Source organism: Xanthobacter albus, from assembly GCF_043194895.2.
Taxonomy (GTDB): Bacteria; Pseudomonadota; Alphaproteobacteria; order Rhizobiales; family Xanthobacteraceae; genus Xanthobacter.
In genome coordinates this window covers 1,754,684-1,770,582 of the sequence record NZ_CM195532.1, presented here as the reverse complement: position 1 = coordinate 1,770,582, position 15,899 = coordinate 1,754,684, and the positions used below count along the sequence as shown (strand labels likewise).

At 68.9% G+C, this 15,899-nt stretch carries 15 protein-coding genes; 7 read left to right on the top strand and 8 right to left on the bottom strand.

The annotated features are described in order from the left end of the window. Nucleotides 1-3: 3 nt before the first annotated feature. The 8 genes from V5F75_RS07880 to V5F75_RS07845 form a co-directional block, all read right to left on the bottom strand. Nucleotides 4-1,524 (bottom strand): aromatic/alkene/methane monooxygenase hydroxylase/oxygenase subunit alpha, encoded by a 1,521-nt coding sequence (locus tag V5F75_RS07880; RefSeq protein WP_394037210.1) that lies wholly within the window; start codon nucleotides 1,522-1,524, stop codon nucleotides 4-6. A 60-nt stretch (nucleotides 1,525-1,584) separates the two neighbouring features. After that, nucleotides 1,585-1,854 (bottom strand): MmoB/DmpM family protein, encoded by a 270-nt coding sequence (locus V5F75_RS07875; protein WP_394037208.1) that lies wholly within the window; start codon nucleotides 1,852-1,854, stop codon nucleotides 1,585-1,587. Between the two features lie 14 nt (nucleotides 1,855-1,868). Continuing rightward, complete coding sequence (locus tag V5F75_RS07870) at nucleotides 1,869-2,861, bottom strand: aromatic/alkene monooxygenase hydroxylase subunit beta (protein WP_394037206.1); 993 nt, start codon at nucleotides 2,859-2,861, stop codon at nucleotides 1,869-1,871. 114 nt (nucleotides 2,862-2,975) lie between these two features. Beyond that, the gene (locus V5F75_RS07865) at nucleotides 2,976-3,257 is read right to left on the bottom strand and encodes a phenol hydroxylase subunit (RefSeq protein ID WP_394037204.1); all 282 of its coding nucleotides are present in this window, start codon (nucleotides 3,255-3,257) and stop codon (nucleotides 2,976-2,978) included. A gap of 10 nt (nucleotides 3,258-3,267) precedes the next feature. After that, entirely contained in the window at nucleotides 3,268-4,203 is a 936-nt protein-coding gene (locus V5F75_RS07860) for a catechol 2,3-dioxygenase (protein ID WP_445329415.1), read from the bottom strand. Between the two features lie 265 nt (nucleotides 4,204-4,468). After that, complete coding sequence (locus tag V5F75_RS07855) at nucleotides 4,469-5,446, bottom strand: LysR family transcriptional regulator (RefSeq protein ID WP_394037203.1); 978 nt, start codon at nucleotides 5,444-5,446, stop codon at nucleotides 4,469-4,471. A 62-nt stretch (nucleotides 5,447-5,508) separates the two neighbouring features. Continuing rightward, complete coding sequence (locus V5F75_RS07850) at nucleotides 5,509-6,234, bottom strand: class I SAM-dependent methyltransferase (protein ID WP_394037201.1); 726 nt, start codon at nucleotides 6,232-6,234, stop codon at nucleotides 5,509-5,511. A 27-nt stretch (nucleotides 6,235-6,261) separates the two neighbouring features. Beyond that, complete coding sequence (locus tag V5F75_RS07845) at nucleotides 6,262-7,392, bottom strand: CaiB/BaiF CoA transferase family protein (RefSeq protein WP_394037199.1); 1,131 nt, start codon at nucleotides 7,390-7,392, stop codon at nucleotides 6,262-6,264. A 322-nt stretch (nucleotides 7,393-7,714) separates the two neighbouring features. Between V5F75_RS07845 and V5F75_RS07840 the strand changes: the two genes are divergently transcribed. The 7 genes from V5F75_RS07840 to V5F75_RS07810 all read left to right on the top strand — a co-directional run bounded on the left by V5F75_RS07840 (nucleotide 7,715) and on the right by V5F75_RS07810 (nucleotide 15,897). Then, nucleotides 7,715-8,548 (top strand): HpcH/HpaI aldolase/citrate lyase family protein, encoded by an 834-nt coding sequence (locus V5F75_RS07840; RefSeq protein ID WP_394037197.1) that lies wholly within the window; start codon nucleotides 7,715-7,717, stop codon nucleotides 8,546-8,548. A 37-nt stretch (nucleotides 8,549-8,585) separates the two neighbouring features. Next, the gene (locus V5F75_RS07835; protein ID WP_394037195.1) at nucleotides 8,586-9,749 is read left to right on the top strand and encodes an acyl-CoA dehydrogenase family protein; all 1,164 of its coding nucleotides are present in this window, start codon (nucleotides 8,586-8,588) and stop codon (nucleotides 9,747-9,749) included. A gap of 11 nt (nucleotides 9,750-9,760) precedes the next feature. Then, nucleotides 9,761-10,615, top strand: a complete 855-nt coding sequence (locus V5F75_RS07830) for an HTD2 family dehydratase (RefSeq protein ID WP_394037193.1) — start codon at nucleotides 9,761-9,763, stop codon at nucleotides 10,613-10,615. A 407-nt stretch (nucleotides 10,616-11,022) separates the two neighbouring features. Next, the gene (locus V5F75_RS07825; RefSeq protein WP_394037191.1) at nucleotides 11,023-12,024 is read left to right on the top strand and encodes a TRAP transporter substrate-binding protein; all 1,002 of its coding nucleotides are present in this window, start codon (nucleotides 11,023-11,025) and stop codon (nucleotides 12,022-12,024) included. Between the two features lie 249 nt (nucleotides 12,025-12,273). Next, complete coding sequence (locus tag V5F75_RS07820; protein WP_394037265.1) at nucleotides 12,274-12,810, top strand: TRAP transporter small permease; 537 nt, start codon at nucleotides 12,274-12,276, stop codon at nucleotides 12,808-12,810. Then, nucleotides 12,807-14,129 (top strand): TRAP transporter large permease, encoded by a 1,323-nt coding sequence (locus V5F75_RS07815; RefSeq protein WP_394037189.1) that lies wholly within the window; start codon nucleotides 12,807-12,809, stop codon nucleotides 14,127-14,129. The genes V5F75_RS07820 and V5F75_RS07815 overlap by 4 nt, the downstream gene beginning before the upstream one ends. A gap of 205 nt (nucleotides 14,130-14,334) precedes the next feature. Next, nucleotides 14,335-15,897 carry an acetate--CoA ligase gene (locus V5F75_RS07810; RefSeq protein ID WP_394037187.1) on the top strand — a complete coding sequence of 521 codons (1,563 nt, stop codon included), beginning with the start codon at nucleotides 14,335-14,337 and terminating at the stop codon, nucleotides 15,895-15,897. Nucleotides 15,898-15,899: the final 2 nt, after the last annotated feature.

Sequence of the window (15,899 nt, the reverse complement as noted above, 5' to 3'; positions counted from 1 at the left end):
CCCTCAGCTGTTGGAGGTGGCGAGGCCGCGCCACGCCTCGAAATTCTGCCGGTCCTGAGAGAGGGAATAGTCGCCGTTGTCGGCGCCGTCCCTCAGGCTCACCCAGTCCATCCACGCGCCGAGGTCGCCCTTGATGGGCTCCTGGAACAATTGCGGCATGGGCAGCCAGGCCTGCACATACTTCTCGGGCTCCGCCTCGAAGACTTCCTGGCAGCCGTCGGAGCAGAAATGGTAGGTTTCGCCCTTGTAGACGGCCTCGCGGTGGCACAGGGTGGTGGGGTCGTCCGGCTCGGTGAAGACGCAGGGGAGCTGGCAGCACTGGCACAGCTTGGCGAGGCCATAGTTCTTGAAGGGCGTGCCCGCGGCGGCCAGCTTCTTGATGTGATCCCAGCGCGGCCTGTAATACCTGTCGAACGTGGTGGGATACTTGGCGGAAAGCCAGCTCATGTCGTCATCGGACGGAATCCAGCTATGGAAGGCCGTGCCGAAGCTCCACTGGTAGAGGCCCAGCATGAACTGGTGGGACATGTGGTCGATGGCCTTCTCCGCGTCGTCCCAGTGCTTGGGCGGGCGGATGCCGTAGCGGGAAAGATCCCGGAACAGCGCGCTGCCGTTCTCCACGCCGTAGATCTGCCACGCCTCGCGCCAGGACATGACGCGCTTCGGCAGCATGTAGTCCATCATGGTGGAAACGAGGCCGAGCACCCGGAAGCCGCGCCAGAACCACTTGTCGATCCAGCCCTGAACGATGGGCAGGTTGTCCGGGTCCTGCTCCAGCATGAACTTGATGCATTCGAGGCCCAGCGTCATGTGCCGGGCCTCGTCGGACTGGGCCGAGAAGCCGAAGGTGACGGTGGCCATGTCGCCATTGTAGGCGGCGCCCGACATGAACGGCACGAACAGCAGGTTCGTCAGCACGTATTCGAACGAGAAGCCGATGGCGATCATGAACTCGAACGGCCCGGCGCTCATGGCGTCATCGAAGAACGAGCGCGCCACAGAAGTATACCAGATGCGGTCGCGGGCATCGGCGAAGGCGTGGAAGCCGGTGTAATACTTGTTGTAGTTGGAGAGGGCGTGGATCTGCGTCTGGGCATGACGCAGCTCGTCGATGGCCTGCATCTGGCAGGCGACCTGGGTGCCGACGCCGGGAAACTCGCGCCCCACGCGGGCGAAGCCCTTGTGCGCGGCATACTCGCCGGGGCTGATGGCCTGCAGGAAGATCTTCAGCGCCGAAAGATAGCGCGCATCGGTAATGTTGAGATGCCCGTTGTTCTGGGCGTGGGCATCCACGATGGCGTAGAACTTGCGCTCCTTCTCGGCCTGATACTTCCAGTAGGCATCCATGGTGAGGCGGAAGGGGTCCTCCCACTTCTCCCAGTCGTGCACCTTGATGCCCTCGTAGGCGGCGTAGGGAAATATCTTCTCCTTCGGCTGGTAGCTCGGCTCCCAGCCGAGGTCCCGCGTCATCAGGCGATACTTCTCCTTGAGACCGATCTTCTTCCTCTCGACCTTCGCATCCATGGTCGTCTCCTCGGGATTTGCTTTTGTCTTTCGGCCTTTCCGGCCTTGATGGCAGAACGTTCAGCGGCGCCAGCTCAGGGTGAGGCAGTCCTCGTCCTCGCTCACGTTGCCGGCGAGGGTGATGAGGTTGATGTGCAGCTCCTGCAGGTCGAACGCGCGACCCAGGCGCTCCTCCACGCTGGCGCGCTGGATGACGAGGCAGTCGGGCGCGTCGATCTTCACCATGGCCGGCTGGCGGTTCACCACCGCATGGGGATTGTCGTCGGCGATGGCCTCGATGATGGGCCGGGTGTCCTCATTGGCCTGGAGGGCGATGAACACGGTGGACATGGGGCATCCCTCCTTCAGATCATGATCCCGGATTTCTCGAGCCGGGCGCGCAGGGCCCCCGCCTGTTCCTCCACCGCCGGCACGGCGGCGGCGCCGAGGGCGATGCGCGCCACCGGCTCCAGCGCCTCGGCGGCGCGGGCGCTCCAGTCGCCGCACCATTCGGCGAGCACGGTGCGGTTGTGGGCGGATTCCGCCGCGGTGGTCTTCAGCACCGCGTCCACCCACTTGCGGGTCTCCTCGAACCACGCGCCCATGAACTGGGTGAGCAGCGCCACCGCCGCGCCGCCGCGGACGGGAAACTCGTCCTCCACGATGCGCGCGTAGACGAGGGGATAGAGCAGGCCGTCGAGCGCCACGTTCTGGGCCACGAACAGCTCGAACGGATCGCGCACCACCAGCGTGTCCTCCACGTAGCGGCGCAGCGGTTGCCACGCCGGGCCGTGGAGCCAGGCCGCCTTGCCCGCCTCCAGCGCCTCCACGTCGCCGAGCAGCAGGCCGAGCCGCGACAGGTATTGCGCGATGCCGAGCTGGTCCATGGCCGCGAACATGCACGGCTGGGTGAAGGCGACGCCGTAGCCGTAGCCGCACACGAAGGTGTCGTTCTGGTTGGCGCCCCACGCCGCGTGGCGCAGCGGCACCAGCAGGTCGAGGGTGATGCGCCGCAGGTCCTCCGGAAGCAGGCCGGCGAGGCCGCGCGCCTCCGCGAAGGTGAAGTTGGCGTCGGCGGTTTCCTGCTGGCGGGCGCGGGCGACGGTGTAGCTGCTGTAGTAGAACTGGCGCGGGTCCTTCAGCGCGTACCAATCCTCCATCACGATGCGGGTGATGCGCGGGTCGTAGAGCTCCTGGTCGGGGTCCCAGCTCGGCCGGTAATGGAGGTTCTCGGCGGCCTGGATGTCGTAGCTGCCTTCCTGGTAGCGCGAGGCCGGCTTGTCGCCGAAGCGGCGCGCCAGATGGTCGAAGGTGTTGCGCAGCGGCTGAATGGAGACCGTGCGAAGGTCGATCTGCATGGGCGGCTCCTGAAGGGGCGTTCCTCGGGTCGGGTTCTTTTTGGGGGCTTGGGCGTTTCGGGGCTTGGGGCGATGCCCTGGAGGGGCGCTCCGCGCGGGGCGGAGCGCCTTGGATCACCGGGTGCGGCGGCCGGTGGCGTCGCCGAGACGCCAGTCGAAATCGCCGCGCGCATCGGCGCGCGCCGGGTCGGGCGGGAACGGCTCCACCCGGTTGTCGGCGCAGAACGCCGCGAAGGCCTCGCGGCCGAGGATCATCTCGACGAACAGCTCCGGCTCGCCGATGGCGAAGTCGAACTCCACGAAGCCCGCCGCCCGCTCGTGGGTGACGCGGACGAAGCGGCGGCTGATGTCGAGAGGCGCGGGCTCGATCTCCCGCGGGGGATCGCGGAGCTCCACCGGCGCCGCCTCAGGTCACCACCGTCAGGAAGCTGTCGTGCAGCTTGCCCTTGGGGAAGTCGAGGCCGTGGGGGAAACCCTCGAAGGTCCAGGTGATGGTGCGCCCGTCGGGATAGGGCTCGTAGCCGCCGGCGAAGGTCTCGAACCGGTTGCCCGAGGGGTCCCAGGCATAGATAGTCTCGCCGCGGGTGACGCCGTGGCGGGTGGGGCCGATGTCGATGGGCACCTTGTTCATGCCCATGATGTCGCCGGCGCGCAGCACGCGCTCCCAGGTCGGCATGCGGAACGAGAGGTGGTGCAGCTTGCCCGGCTCGGGATACTCCACGAAGGCGATGTCGTGGGTCTTGTGCGAGCAGGAGAGGAACAGGCCGATCTCCGGCTCGCCCGCCTCCACCGGCCCCAGGATGCGCTCCACCAGGTGGAAGCCCAGCACGTCCACGAACAGGGGCTTGTTGGCGAGCACGTTGGGCCCGTAGAGCAGGCAGTGGTCGAGCCGGGTGGGGGCGATGCCGCGGTCGGCCTCCGGCGCCCACGGCGGCGGATTCACTTCCGGCAGGCCGTTGCCGACCCAGGACTTGGTGGCATAAAGCTCGAACAGGTGGCCCGTGGGCAGGCGGAAGCGCACGCGCTCTCCGGTCTCCAGGAGCTCCCCGGCCGGCAGGCGCTCGGTCTCGATGCCATAGGCACGCACGTCGCGCTCGAGCTGGTCGAGGGTCGCCTCGTCCAGCACCTTGAAGCCGATGAAGTCGATGCCCGCATGGTCGCTCTCGCGCAGCACCAGGCTGTGGTGGTCGCGCTCGTCCCAGCACTTGAGATAGGCGCGGCCCTTGTCGTCGCGGCCGGTCTCCACCAGCCCCAGCACGTCGCGATAGAAACGCACGGCCTCGTCGAGGTTCAGCACGCGCAGCTGGGCGTGCCCCGGACGCAGGATTCCGGTCATGGCCATGTCTGGTCTTCCTCCCATTGGACATTGCTTCTTGTCACCGGGCGGAAAAACTTCACGATCCCGCCCGGCGCTTGCCACTTCTCATGGCAAGAGCGATGCCAACTCATGGAAAACCGCGCCATTGCTGGCTTTGCCCGCAGAGAAGGGCGACGAAGGGGGGTGGGAGGCCTGACTATTTTGTGCGGCGGGCCACGACGCATGACAAAAACGTAAAGCTGCAATGCAATAAGTGCAATGCAGCTCCAGCCGCGCGGCGAGGGCGCCCTCAGCGGGCGGCCCAGGCCATGAGGTCCGCCGTGTCCGGCTCGTCCTCCGCCAGCTCGGCCGGCCATGCGCCCTCGCGCACCAGCTTCACCAGGGTGGCGTGGGCCAGCTCCTCGATGGCGCGCACGGCATTGGACAGCGGCCTGTCGGAAGGGCGCACGAGGTAGAGGTTGCGCGAGAGCACCGGATCGCCCATGGGCCAGATGCGCAGCACGCCCTGCGCCACCTCCGCCCGCAGCGCCGTGCGCGGCAGCACCGAATAGCCGAGCCCGCCCGCCACCAGCAGCTTGATCTGGCCGTAGGTGTCGATATCGATGACCGTGCTCAGGCGCACGTTCTCGGCAAGGGCGCGCTCCTCCACCAGCTCCCGCAGGCCGTGGCCGGGGCTCGGCAGGATCAGGGGCAGGTCCCCCGCCGCAGCGAACGAAACCGGCCCCTCGGGCGGGTGGGGCAGCTCGGCCGAGCGCGCCGGGCCGAGCAGGCACAATTCCTCCGAGAGCACGCGCCGCGCCTGGAGCGTGCGATCCGACACCGAGCGGTAGAGCACGCCGAGGTCGATCTTGCCCTCGCGCAGCCAGTCGAGCACGAAGCCGCTCATGGCCTCGGCCACGCGCAGCTTGATCTTGGGGTAGCGCCGGCGCGCCTCGCTGAGGAGCGGCACGCACAGCATCTCGCTCACCGTGCCGGGCAGGCCGAAGCGCACCTCGCCCTCCGGCTCGCTCTGGCCGCGCCGCACCGCCTCCTGCGCCACCTCCACCTGGGTGAGGATGAGCCGGGCGTGGCGCACCAGCGTCTCGCCCGCCTCGGTGGGGCGCACGCCCTGGGGGCTGCGGAACAGCAGTTCCACCCCCAGGTCCAGCTCCATGTTGCGCACGTGCTGGCTCAAGGCCGGCTGCGCGACGCACAGGCGGTGGGCAGCCTTGGAGAAGGAGCCCATCTCCACGATGGTCACGAAATAGCGCAGCTGGCGCAGGTCCATGGCGTCTCCCCTTTTTTGTTAGAGGAGAAGCTTATAGCACTTCGTTCGGGATCGGCTGGAAATTATGGGCGATCACCCTCCGGCCGGGCGAGCAGCACCGCACGGTGGGGCTGGTCGAGGCGGATGGCCGCCCCCTCCGGCCGCCCCCAGCGCGCCATGAGGGCCTCCACCTCGCCCCTGAGGGCGCGCGCCGCTTCCGCGCGGGCGGGATCGACGGCCACCACCTTGGCGAGGAAGGCGTCCACATCCGCGAAGCGGCGAACGTCGTCGAACTCGTGCGCCCTCACGAGGCGCGCGCGCCCCTGCGTCACATGCCCGGCGATGACCGCCTGCGCCGCGCGGCGGATGTCCGTCTCGTCCTCCACCGGCCGCATGACCTCGAAGAAAGGTCCCTCGGCCAGGGGCTCCACCACCAGCACCGGGCCGCGCGTGACGCGCATCGCCTCGTCGAGGGCCGCCGACATCAGGGCGGGCGGCACATGGTGGAAGCTGTTGAGCAGCACCGCCGCGTCGAAAGCGCCGTCGGCGAAGGGCAGCGCCTCGGCGCCGGCCTCCATGAACGCGCCCTCCGGCACCAGGACGCGCGCGGCCGCCACCGCCTCCGCCAGCGGATCGACACCGCTCACCCGCGCCCCCAGCGCCGCCAGATCGCGCGCCAGCGCCCCGCCGCCGCAGCCCACATCCAGCACCCGCCGGCCGGCGAGAGGCGAAAGCCAGTCCGCGATGAGCGCGAGCGGCACGCCCTCGGGCCGCGATGCCGCCGTGCCGGCGGTCCCTGCCTGCTCCATGGTGTCCTCCTTTGCCTTTCCGCGCTCTCAGGCGCGCGCCGCGAACTCGCGCCGCAGCGCCTCGCTCTGCGCGCCGAGCGCCGGCACCGGCCCGAAATGCGGCACCGTACGGTCGAACAGCGCGCCGGGCGCGAGGCAGCGCACCGGGCCCGTGGGGGTTTCCACCTCCACATAGCGGTTCTGCGGATGGTCGGTGAGATCCTCCATGGTGCTCACGCGGCCATAGGCGATGCGCGCCTTCTCCAGCCGCGCCACCATCTCGTCGCGCGGGTGGGCGGCGAACACCGCGCACACCCGCGCCTCCAGCGCCGGCCGGTTGGCGACGCGCTGGCTGTTGCCCGTAAAGCGCGGATCGGTGGCGAGATCGGGCTCCTCCAGCACGCCGGCGCAGAAATTCACCCATTCGCGCTCGTTCTGGATGGAGAACAGCACGGACTTGCCGTCGGCGCAGCCATAGGCGCCATAGGGCGCGATGGTGGGATGGCTGAGGCCGGCGCGCTCCGGCACCTTGCCGCCATAGGCGTATTGCAGGAAGGGCACGTTCATCCAGTCCGCCAGCGCGTGGTAGAGCGACACCGAGATGTGCCGCCCCACGCCGCTCCGCGCGCGGCCGATGAGGGCCTGGAGCACCGCCTGGAACGCCGTCATGCCGGCGGCGATGTCGCACACCGAGACCCCCACCCGCGAGAGCCCCGCCGCATTGCCGGTGATGGAGGAAAGCCCGCTTTCCGCCTGCACCAGCAGGTCGTAGGCCTTCAGGTCGCGATAGGGGCCGTCCTCGCCGTAGCCGGAGATGGAGCAGGTGATGAGGCGCGGGTTGCGCGCGCGCAGCTCGTCCGGCGCGAAGCCCAGGCGATCAATGACGCCCGGCGCGAGATTCTGGATGAACACGTCCGCCTTCTCGACCATCGCCGCAAGAACGGCGGTATCGGCCGCGTCCTTCAGGTCGAGGCAGATGGATTCCTTGCCCCGGTTCAGCCACACGAAATAGGCGCTCTCGCCATGCACCAGCGCATCGTAATTGCGGGCGAAGTCGCCTTCCGGGCGCTCCACCTTGATGACGCGCGCGCCCGCATCCGCGAGGCGGCCGGAGACGTAGGGCGCCGCCACGGCCTGCTCGACCGAGACGACAAGTATTCCTTCGAGATCACGGGGCATCGGAACACCGGAAAGCTTGATTCTGATGGGGGCTGGGGGCCTCGCCGCGCGCGCCGGCTGCCGCGGCCGGATGGCCCCTGCTCCCGCGCAAGGTCGCCGTGCCCGGCGGAAAATACAAATAGGACTGAAAACTAGGCGGCATAGCGCAATGTTATGGCCCCGCGCGCGAAAGCTTTTCCGGCGGCTATAGGCTTCGCCTCTAAAGGCCAGCGCAAATCCGTATTTCGCCGCGCGCCCGGTTTGCGGCAACTCTCCCTCCACCGACACGCGACACCGCCGCGCCCCGCTGGGCGCGCGCGTCGCAAAGCGCAGGACGCCGCCCATGACCGCCGCCTCCCGCCCCTCCCCGCTCCGGAGGGGGCGGCTCGCCGCCCTGTTCGTTCCCGCGACCCGTCCCGAGCGCTTCGCGAAGGCGGCGGCCGCCGGCGCCGATGCCGTCATCATCGATCTCGAAGACGCGGTCGCCCACGCGGAGAAGGCGGCGGCCCGCGCCGGGCTCGCCGCCGCCCTGGGCGCCGGCCTGCCCGGCGGCGTTCCCCTGCTGCTGCGCATCAACGGCGCCGGCACCCCCTGGCACGCGGACGACCTGGCGCTGGCCGCCCGCCTGCCCCTGGCCGGCGTGGTGCTGCCCAAGGCCGAAACCGCCGACGACCTGATCCACGCGTCGCAGCGGCTTGGGGGAATGCCCCTGGTGGCGCTCATTGAGAGCGCGGCGGGACTGGCGCGCGCGCGGGCCCTCGCGGCGCTGCCGCAGGTGGAGCGCCTCGCGTTCGGCTCCATCGATTTCGCAGCCGACCTCGGCTGCGCCCATACCCGGACGGCGCTGCTGGCTGCCCGCTCCGAGCTGGTGCTCGCCGCCCGTCTCGCCGGCCAGGAAGGGCCCGTGGACGGGGTGACCACCGCCCTTGCGGATGCCGCCCTCGCCACCGACGACGCCGCCCACGCGGCCGAGCTGGGCTTCGCCGGCAAGCTCCTGATCCACCCGAGCCAGATCGCCCCGGTGCTGGCGGGCTTCGCGCCCTCCGCGGAGGAGATCGCCTGGGCGCGGCGAATCGTGGCCGCCATCGCGGAAGGCGGCGCGGTGGTGAGCGTGGACGGTGCCATGGTGGACGCGCCGGTGCGCCTGCGCGCCGAGCGCATCCTCGCACGGGCCTGAGCGCCCCAACCAGAACAAGACCCAGGGACAAAGACCCATGAAGACCGTCGGCAGCGACCAGTACGAGGACATCCGCGACGCGGTGCGCGCCCTGTGCGCGGACTTTCCCTCCGAATACCACCGCAAGGTGGACGAGGCCCGCGCCTATCCGGAAGCGTTCGTGGACGCCCTCACCAAGGCGGGGTGGATGGCGGCCCTGATCCCGGAGCAGTACGGCGGCTCCGGCCTCGGCCTCACCGAAGCCTCCGTCATCATGGAGGAGATCAACCGCGCCGGCGGCAATTCGGGCGCCTGCCACGGCCAGATGTACAACATGAACACCCTGGTGCGGCACGGCTCGGAGGAGCAGCGCCGCCGCTACCTGCCGAAGATCGCCTCGGGCGAACTGCGCCTCCAGTCCATGGGCGTCACCGAGCCCACCACCGGCACCGACACCACCAAGATCAAGACCACGGCGGTCAGGAAGGGCGACCGCTACGTCATCAACGGGCAGAAGGTCTGGATCTCCCGCGTGCAGCATTCGGATCTCATGATCCTGCTCGCGCGCACCACGCCGCTGGCGGAGGTCGCCAAGAAGTCCGAGGGCCTCTCCATCTTCATCGTGGACATCAAGGACGCCATGAAGAGCGGGATGAGCGTGCGCCCCATCCTCAACATGGTGAACCACGAGACCAACGAGCTGTTCTTCGACAACCTGGAGATCCCGGCCGAAAACCTCATCGGCGAGGAGGGGCAGGGCTTCAAGTACATCCTCACCGGCCTCAATGCCGAGCGCACGCTGATCGCGGCCGAGTGCATCGGCGACGGCTACTGGTTCATCGACAAGGTCACCGCCTATGCCGGCGAGCGCACGGTGTTCGGCCGGCCCATCGGCCAGAACCAGGGCGTGCAATTCCCCATCGCGGAAGCCTTCATCGAGGTGGAGGCGGCCAACCTCATGCGCTTCGAGGCCTGCCGGCTCTATGATGCGCACGAAGCCTGCGGCGCCCAGGCCAACATGGCAAAATACCTCGCCGCCAAGGCCTCCTGGGAGGCCGCGAACGCCTGCCTCCAGTTCCACGGCGGCTTCGGCTTCGCCTGCGAATACGACGTGGAGCGCAAGTTCCGCGAGACGCGCCTCTACCAGGTGGCGCCCATTTCCACCAACCTCATCCTGAGCTTCGTGGCCGAGCACATCCTCGGCCTGCCGCGCTCATTCTGAGGAGCCACGCCATGAGCGACACCCCGAAGCTCGACCTCGACCACCTGCGCGGCTGGATCGGCCGCGAGGAGGTGGCGTGCGAGCCCGTCACCGCCGCGCTGGTGCAGCGCTTCCGCGCCACCTTCGACGAGGAGCCCGGCGCGCCGGCCGAGGGCGAGGCGGCGCCGCGCGGCATCCACCTGTGCCTCGCCCCGCCCGCGGTTCCCATGCATACGCTGGGGCCGGACGGCCACCCCGCGCGCGGCGGCTTCCTGCCGCCCGTGCCCCTGCCCCGCCGCATGTGGGCGGGCGGGGAATTCGTGTTCGAGGGCGACCTGAAGGTGGGCGACACCATGCGCCGCACGTCGCGGGTGGAGGACCTCTCCATCAAGGAGGGGCGCACCGGCACCCTCTGCTTCGTCACCGTCCGCCACACCATCGCGGCGGGGGAGCGCACCGTGCTCACCGAGCGCCAGGACATCGTCTATCGCCGCCTCGACACCCCCGGCGGCACGGCGCGGGCCCTGCCGGCGGCGGAGGAGGGAGAGTTCCGGCGGGAGGTCGATCCTTCCCCAACGCTGCTGTTCCGCTATTCGGCGCTCACCTTCAACGGCCACCGCATCCACTATGACCAGCCCTACGTGACGCGGGAGGAAGGCTATCCCGGCCTCGTGGTGCACGGGCCGCTGCAGGCGACGCTGCTCTACCGGTTCGCGGCGGAAACCCTGGGCCGCCCGCCGGCGCGCTTTTCCTTCCGCGGCCTCTCCCCCCTGTTCGACACCGGCCCCTTCCTGCTCCATGCGCGCGAGGAGGCGGCCGGCGCGGTGCGGCTCTGGACGGCCGCCCCCGGCGGCCCCCAGGCCATGGTGGCGGAGGCGCACGCTTGAAGGGCCGTCAGACGCGGCGGAGACCGCCCGCGTCAGGACGCAACGACAAATAACCCCTGTAGAATCATTGACCTGAGGCATTTGTCTTGGACTGGGAGTGCGGCGGCCGCCCGCACAGCCTTGCTCCGCCACGCGCCCCAGGTAAACGGCCGGCGCGGCAGGTGAATGCCCCACAACCCAGGTTGAGCGATCCCCGCACCGCAAGCATCGCAACGCAACGGGTGCACCGCACACATGGTTATAAGCGCATTCTATCTCCGCTAGGCTCATTCTCTATTGGCGCGCATGGCCCGCTTCCGGATAATGCGCAGAACGAACGCACCAGCTTCTGCAAGAAGTGCGGCAAGGAGGGGATCGGCACGCAGCGCGCCGACCGCCCCTCCGGCAACAGATCGGGAGGAAACATCATGAAGTTCACGCTCATCGGCGCCGCCGTGCTCGGCGCCGCACTCTTCGGCGCACCTGCGGCCATGGCGCAGCAGACGGTCATCAAGTTCAGCCACGTCACCACGCCCGATACGCCGAAGGGCAAGGGCGCGGAGAAGTTCAAGGAGCTTGCCGAAAAGTATACCGATGGCAAGGTGAAGGTCGAGATCTACCCCAACTCCCAGCTCTACAAGGACAAGGAGGAGATGGAGGCGCTCCAGCTCGGCGCCATCCAGATGCTGGCCCCCTCCCTCGCCAAGTTCGGCCCGCTGGGCGTGCGCGCGTTCGAGGTGTTCGACCTGCCCTACGTGTTCCCCGACAAGGAGGCGCTGCGCCGCGTCACCGACGGCGAGGTGGGCAAGCAGCTGTTCGCGAAGCTGGAACCCAAGGGCATCAAGGGCCTCGCCTATTGGGACAACGGCTTCAAGATCATGACGGCCAACACGCCGCTGGCCCAGCCGAAGGACTTCCAGGGCCTCAAGATGCGCATCCAGTCCTCCAAGGTGCTGGAGGCCCAGTTCCGCGCCCTCGGCGCGCTGCCGCAGGTGATGGCCTTCTCCGAGGTCTACCAGGCCATGCAGACCGGCGTGGTGGACGGCTCCGAGAACACGCCTTCCAACATCTACACCCAGAAGCACTATGAGGTGCAGAAGAACGGCCTGGAGACCAACCACGGCTACATCGGCTACGCCGTGATCGTGAACAAGGCCTTCTGGGACGCCCTGCCGGCCGACACCCGCGCCCAGCTCGAAAAGGCCATGGCGGAAGCCAGCGTCTACGCCAACTCCATCGCCCAGACCGAGAATGACGAAGCTCTGGAAGCGATGAAGAAGTCCGGCAAGATCGCCATCGCCAAGCCGACACCGGAGGCCACCGCCGCCTTCCGCAAGGCCATGGAGCCGGTCTATGCCGAGATGTCCTCGCGCATCGGCCAGGACACCATCGATCAGGTCCTCAAGGCCACCCGGTCCGTCGGCCAGTAACCTCCCGGCCGCGTGCGGCGCGCTCCGCTCCCGTCGGAGCGCGCCCCTTTTTTCCCTCCGCCCGGCCTTCGGCCGGCTCCGGGATTGGGAGGACCCATGGAAGACCCGCTCCACAAGCTCTATGTCATGCTCGCGGTACTCGCCGCCACGTTCCTCGGCTATCTCGCCTACCGCATCCGTGCGGAGGGCGTGGCCAAGGCGCTCGCCCACACGCTCGACTATCTGGAAGAGACGCTGATCTCGGTGCTGATGGCGGCGGCGACGCTGCTCATCTTCGTGGCCGTGAGCCAGCGCTACGCGGCCGGCGTGCCCATGCTCTACCCCTATGTGCGGGGCATCAACCTGGGCTGGGCCCAGGAGGCCTGCATCATCATGTTCGTCTGGATGGCCAAGATCGGCGCCGCCTACGGCGTGCGCACCGGCATCCACGTGGGCGTGGACGTGCTGGTGAACGCGCTCTCCCCCTCGCGGCGCTACTGGCTCATCCTGTTCGGGCTCCTGTGCGGCGCGGTGTTCACGGCGGTGGTGGGCTCGTTCGGCCTCAAGTTCGTGCTCGCCCGCTACGGCTTCGGCGACATGACGGCGGAAATGGAGCTGCCCTCCTGGATCGTCTATCTCGCCATCCCCATCGGCTCCTACCTCATGTGCTTCCGCTTCCTTCAGGTGGCGTGGTCGTTCCTGCGCACCGGCGCGCTGCCGGTCCATGACCACGGGCACGTGGCGGGGCTCGACGAGCTGCCCGGCTCCGACAAGTCCGCCCTCTTTCCGCAGGATGTCCGCCGATGAGCGCCGCCATCATCTTCGGCCTGTTCCTGGTGCTCATGCTCACGGGCATGCCGATCTCCATCGCGCTCGGCATGACGGTGCTCACCTTCGTCTATACGCTGACGCACATTCCGGTCGACATCGTCGCCCAGAAGCTGTTCACCGGCATCGAGAAGTTCGAGATCATGGCGATCCCGTTCTTCATCCTCGCCGGCAACTTCCTCACCCACGGCGGCGTGGCGCGGCGGCTCATCGGCTTCGCCACCAGCCTCGTCGGCCACTGGCACGGGGGGCTGGGGCTTGCCGGCGTGCTGGCCTGCGCCCTGTTCGCGGCGGTGTCGGGCTCCTCCCCCGCCACCGTGGTCGCCATCGGCTCCATCCTGCTGCCGGCCATGGCGGCGCAGGGCTTTCCCCAGCGCTTCGGCGCCGGCGTCATCACCACCTCGGGCGCGCTGGGCATCCTCATCCCGCCCTCCATCGTGATGGTGATGTACTCGGTCGCCACCACCGGCCTGCAGATGACGGGCCCCAACGGGGAGCGCGTCACCTCCGCCTCCATCGGCGACCTGTTCATCGCCGGCATCGTCCCCGGCCTGCTGCTGGCGCTGCTGCTCGGCGCCACCACCTGGTACCGGGCCTGGAAGAACGACTACCCCCGCCTGCCGAAGGCGAGCCTCAAGGCGCGCTGGACCGCCTTCCGCGAATGCGTGTGGGGCCTCGCCCTCATCATCATCGTCATCGGCGGCATCTACACCGGCGCCTTCACGCCCACCGAGGCGGCGGCGGTGAGCGCGGTCTATGCCTTCATCATCGCGGTGTTCGTCTACAAGGACATGGGCCTGAAGGACGTGCCGAAGGTGCTGCTCTCCAGCGCCAACATGTCGGCGATGCTGCTCTACATCATCTCCAACGCGGCCCTGTTCTCCTTCCTCATGACCAACGAGAACATTCCGCAGGCGATGACGGAGTGGATGGTGGGCCTCGGCCTCGGCGTCATCGGCTTCCTGCTGATGGTGAACATCCTGCTGCTGCTCGCCGGCAACGTGATGGAGCCCACCTCCATCGTGCTCATCATGGCGCCCATCCTCACCCCGGTGGCGGTGCGGCTCGGCATCGATCCCATCCACTTCGGCATCATGATCGTGGTGAACATGGAGGTGGGCATGTGCCATCCGCCCGTGGGTCTCAATCTCTACGTGGCGTCGGGCATCACGAAGCTCGGCATCAGCGAGCTCACGGTGGCGGTGATGCCGTGGCTGCTCGCCATGCTCGGCTTCCTCGCCCTCATCACCTACGTGCCGGGCGTGACCATGCTCGTGCCGCGCCTGCTGGGCATGTGAGGCCCGCCCATCCGCCGGCCGCGCCACACCCGGCGCGGCCGGCGTCTTCTTCCAGAGGCCGGAGGGCTTTTCTCATGAGCCTTCGGCCAAGCCCGCGCAGCACTTAGGAAAATAGCCGGCCGGCGCCGTTCGAAGACGGGAGCCGATGGTATAATTCCGCAGCGCGCGGCACATCGCGCCCGCCGCCATTTCCGAGGACACGACCATGACCCAAGCCACCGCCCCCTCGGCCCCCGCACGTTTCAACCTTGCGGAACACTGCCTCGCCCGGCAGGCGCAGAGCTTCGGCGGCCGGCGCGCGCTGGCCCTGGTGGGCGCCGCCGGCGCCACCGAGGAATGGACCTACGGCACCCTCGACGCCACGGTGCGGCGCATCGCGGCCGGGCTCCAGGGCCTCGGCCTGCCGCCGCAGGCGCGCATCCTCATCCGCGCCGGCAACGATTCCAGCTTCGTCCTCGCCTTCCTCTCCATCATCGCCGCCGGCTATGTGGCCCAGCCCACATCGGCCCAGCTCACCGAGGAGGAGGTGGTCGCCCTCTCGCGGGATTCCGGCGCGGCGGCCGTGGTGCTGGGGCGCGACTATCTCGCCGAGCGGGCGGCGTTCGGCCACTGCATCGTGCTCGACCCGGACGACATGGCGCGCCTTTCCGCCCATGCGCCCCTCGCCGACTATGCCCGCACCGGGCCCGACGACCCGGCCTATCTCGTCCATACCTCCGGCACCACCAGCCGGCCCAAGGGCGTGGTGCACGCCCAGCGCGCCGTGCTCGGCCGCCGGCCCATGCACAAGGACTGGCTGGGCCTCGCGGAAGGCGACGTGCTGCTCCACGCCGGCGCGGTGAACTGGACCTACACCCTGGGAGTTGGCCTGCTGGACCCCTGGGCCTGCGGCGCCACCAGCGTCATCTACAACGGCCCGCGCGATCCGACGGTATGGCCGCGGCTGATCGAGGAATGGCGCGCCACAATCTTCGCCGCCGTGCCCACCGTCTACCGGCAGATCCTGAAGAACTGCGACCTTACGGCCTTCGACCTCTCCAGCCTGCGCCACGGGGTGGCGGCGGGCGAGGCGCTGGCGCCGCAGCTGCTGGCCGACTGGCACGCCGCCACCGGCACCTGGATCTACGAATCCCTCGGCATGAGCGAGATCTCCACCTTCATCTCCAGCCGGCCGGGCGAGCCCATCCGCCCCGGCTCCCCCGGCCGGCCGCAGACCGGCCGGCGCATCGCCATCCTGCCGGTGGATGGCGGCACCACGCCGCTGCCGATGGGAGATACCGGGCTGCTGGCCGTCCACCGGTCCGATCCCGGCCTCATGCTCGGCTACTGGAACCGGCCGGAGGAAGAAGCCGCCGTGTATCGCGGCGAATGGTTCGTGGGCGGGGATCTCGCCGCCTTCGACGCCGACGGCTGGCTGTGGTTCCACGGCCGCAACGACGACCTGATGAACGCGCTCGGCTACCGCGTCTCGCCCATGGAGGTGGAGAAGGTGCTGGCCCAATGCCCCGGCATCGCGGAGGCGGCGGTGGCGGAAACACGGGTGCGGGAGGATGTGAGCATCATCACCGCCTTCGTGGTCCCCCGGCCGGACGATGCCGTGGCCGAAGAGGCGATTCTCGCATATTGCGCCGCCCACCTCGCCACCTACAAATGCCCCCGCAAGGTGGTGTTCGTGGACCATCTGGAGCGCACACCCAACGGCAAGGTGAGCCGCAAGGCCACCGCCCGTCGCTTCGCGCCGCCCCCCGCCGCCGCCGCGGCCGGCTGAGG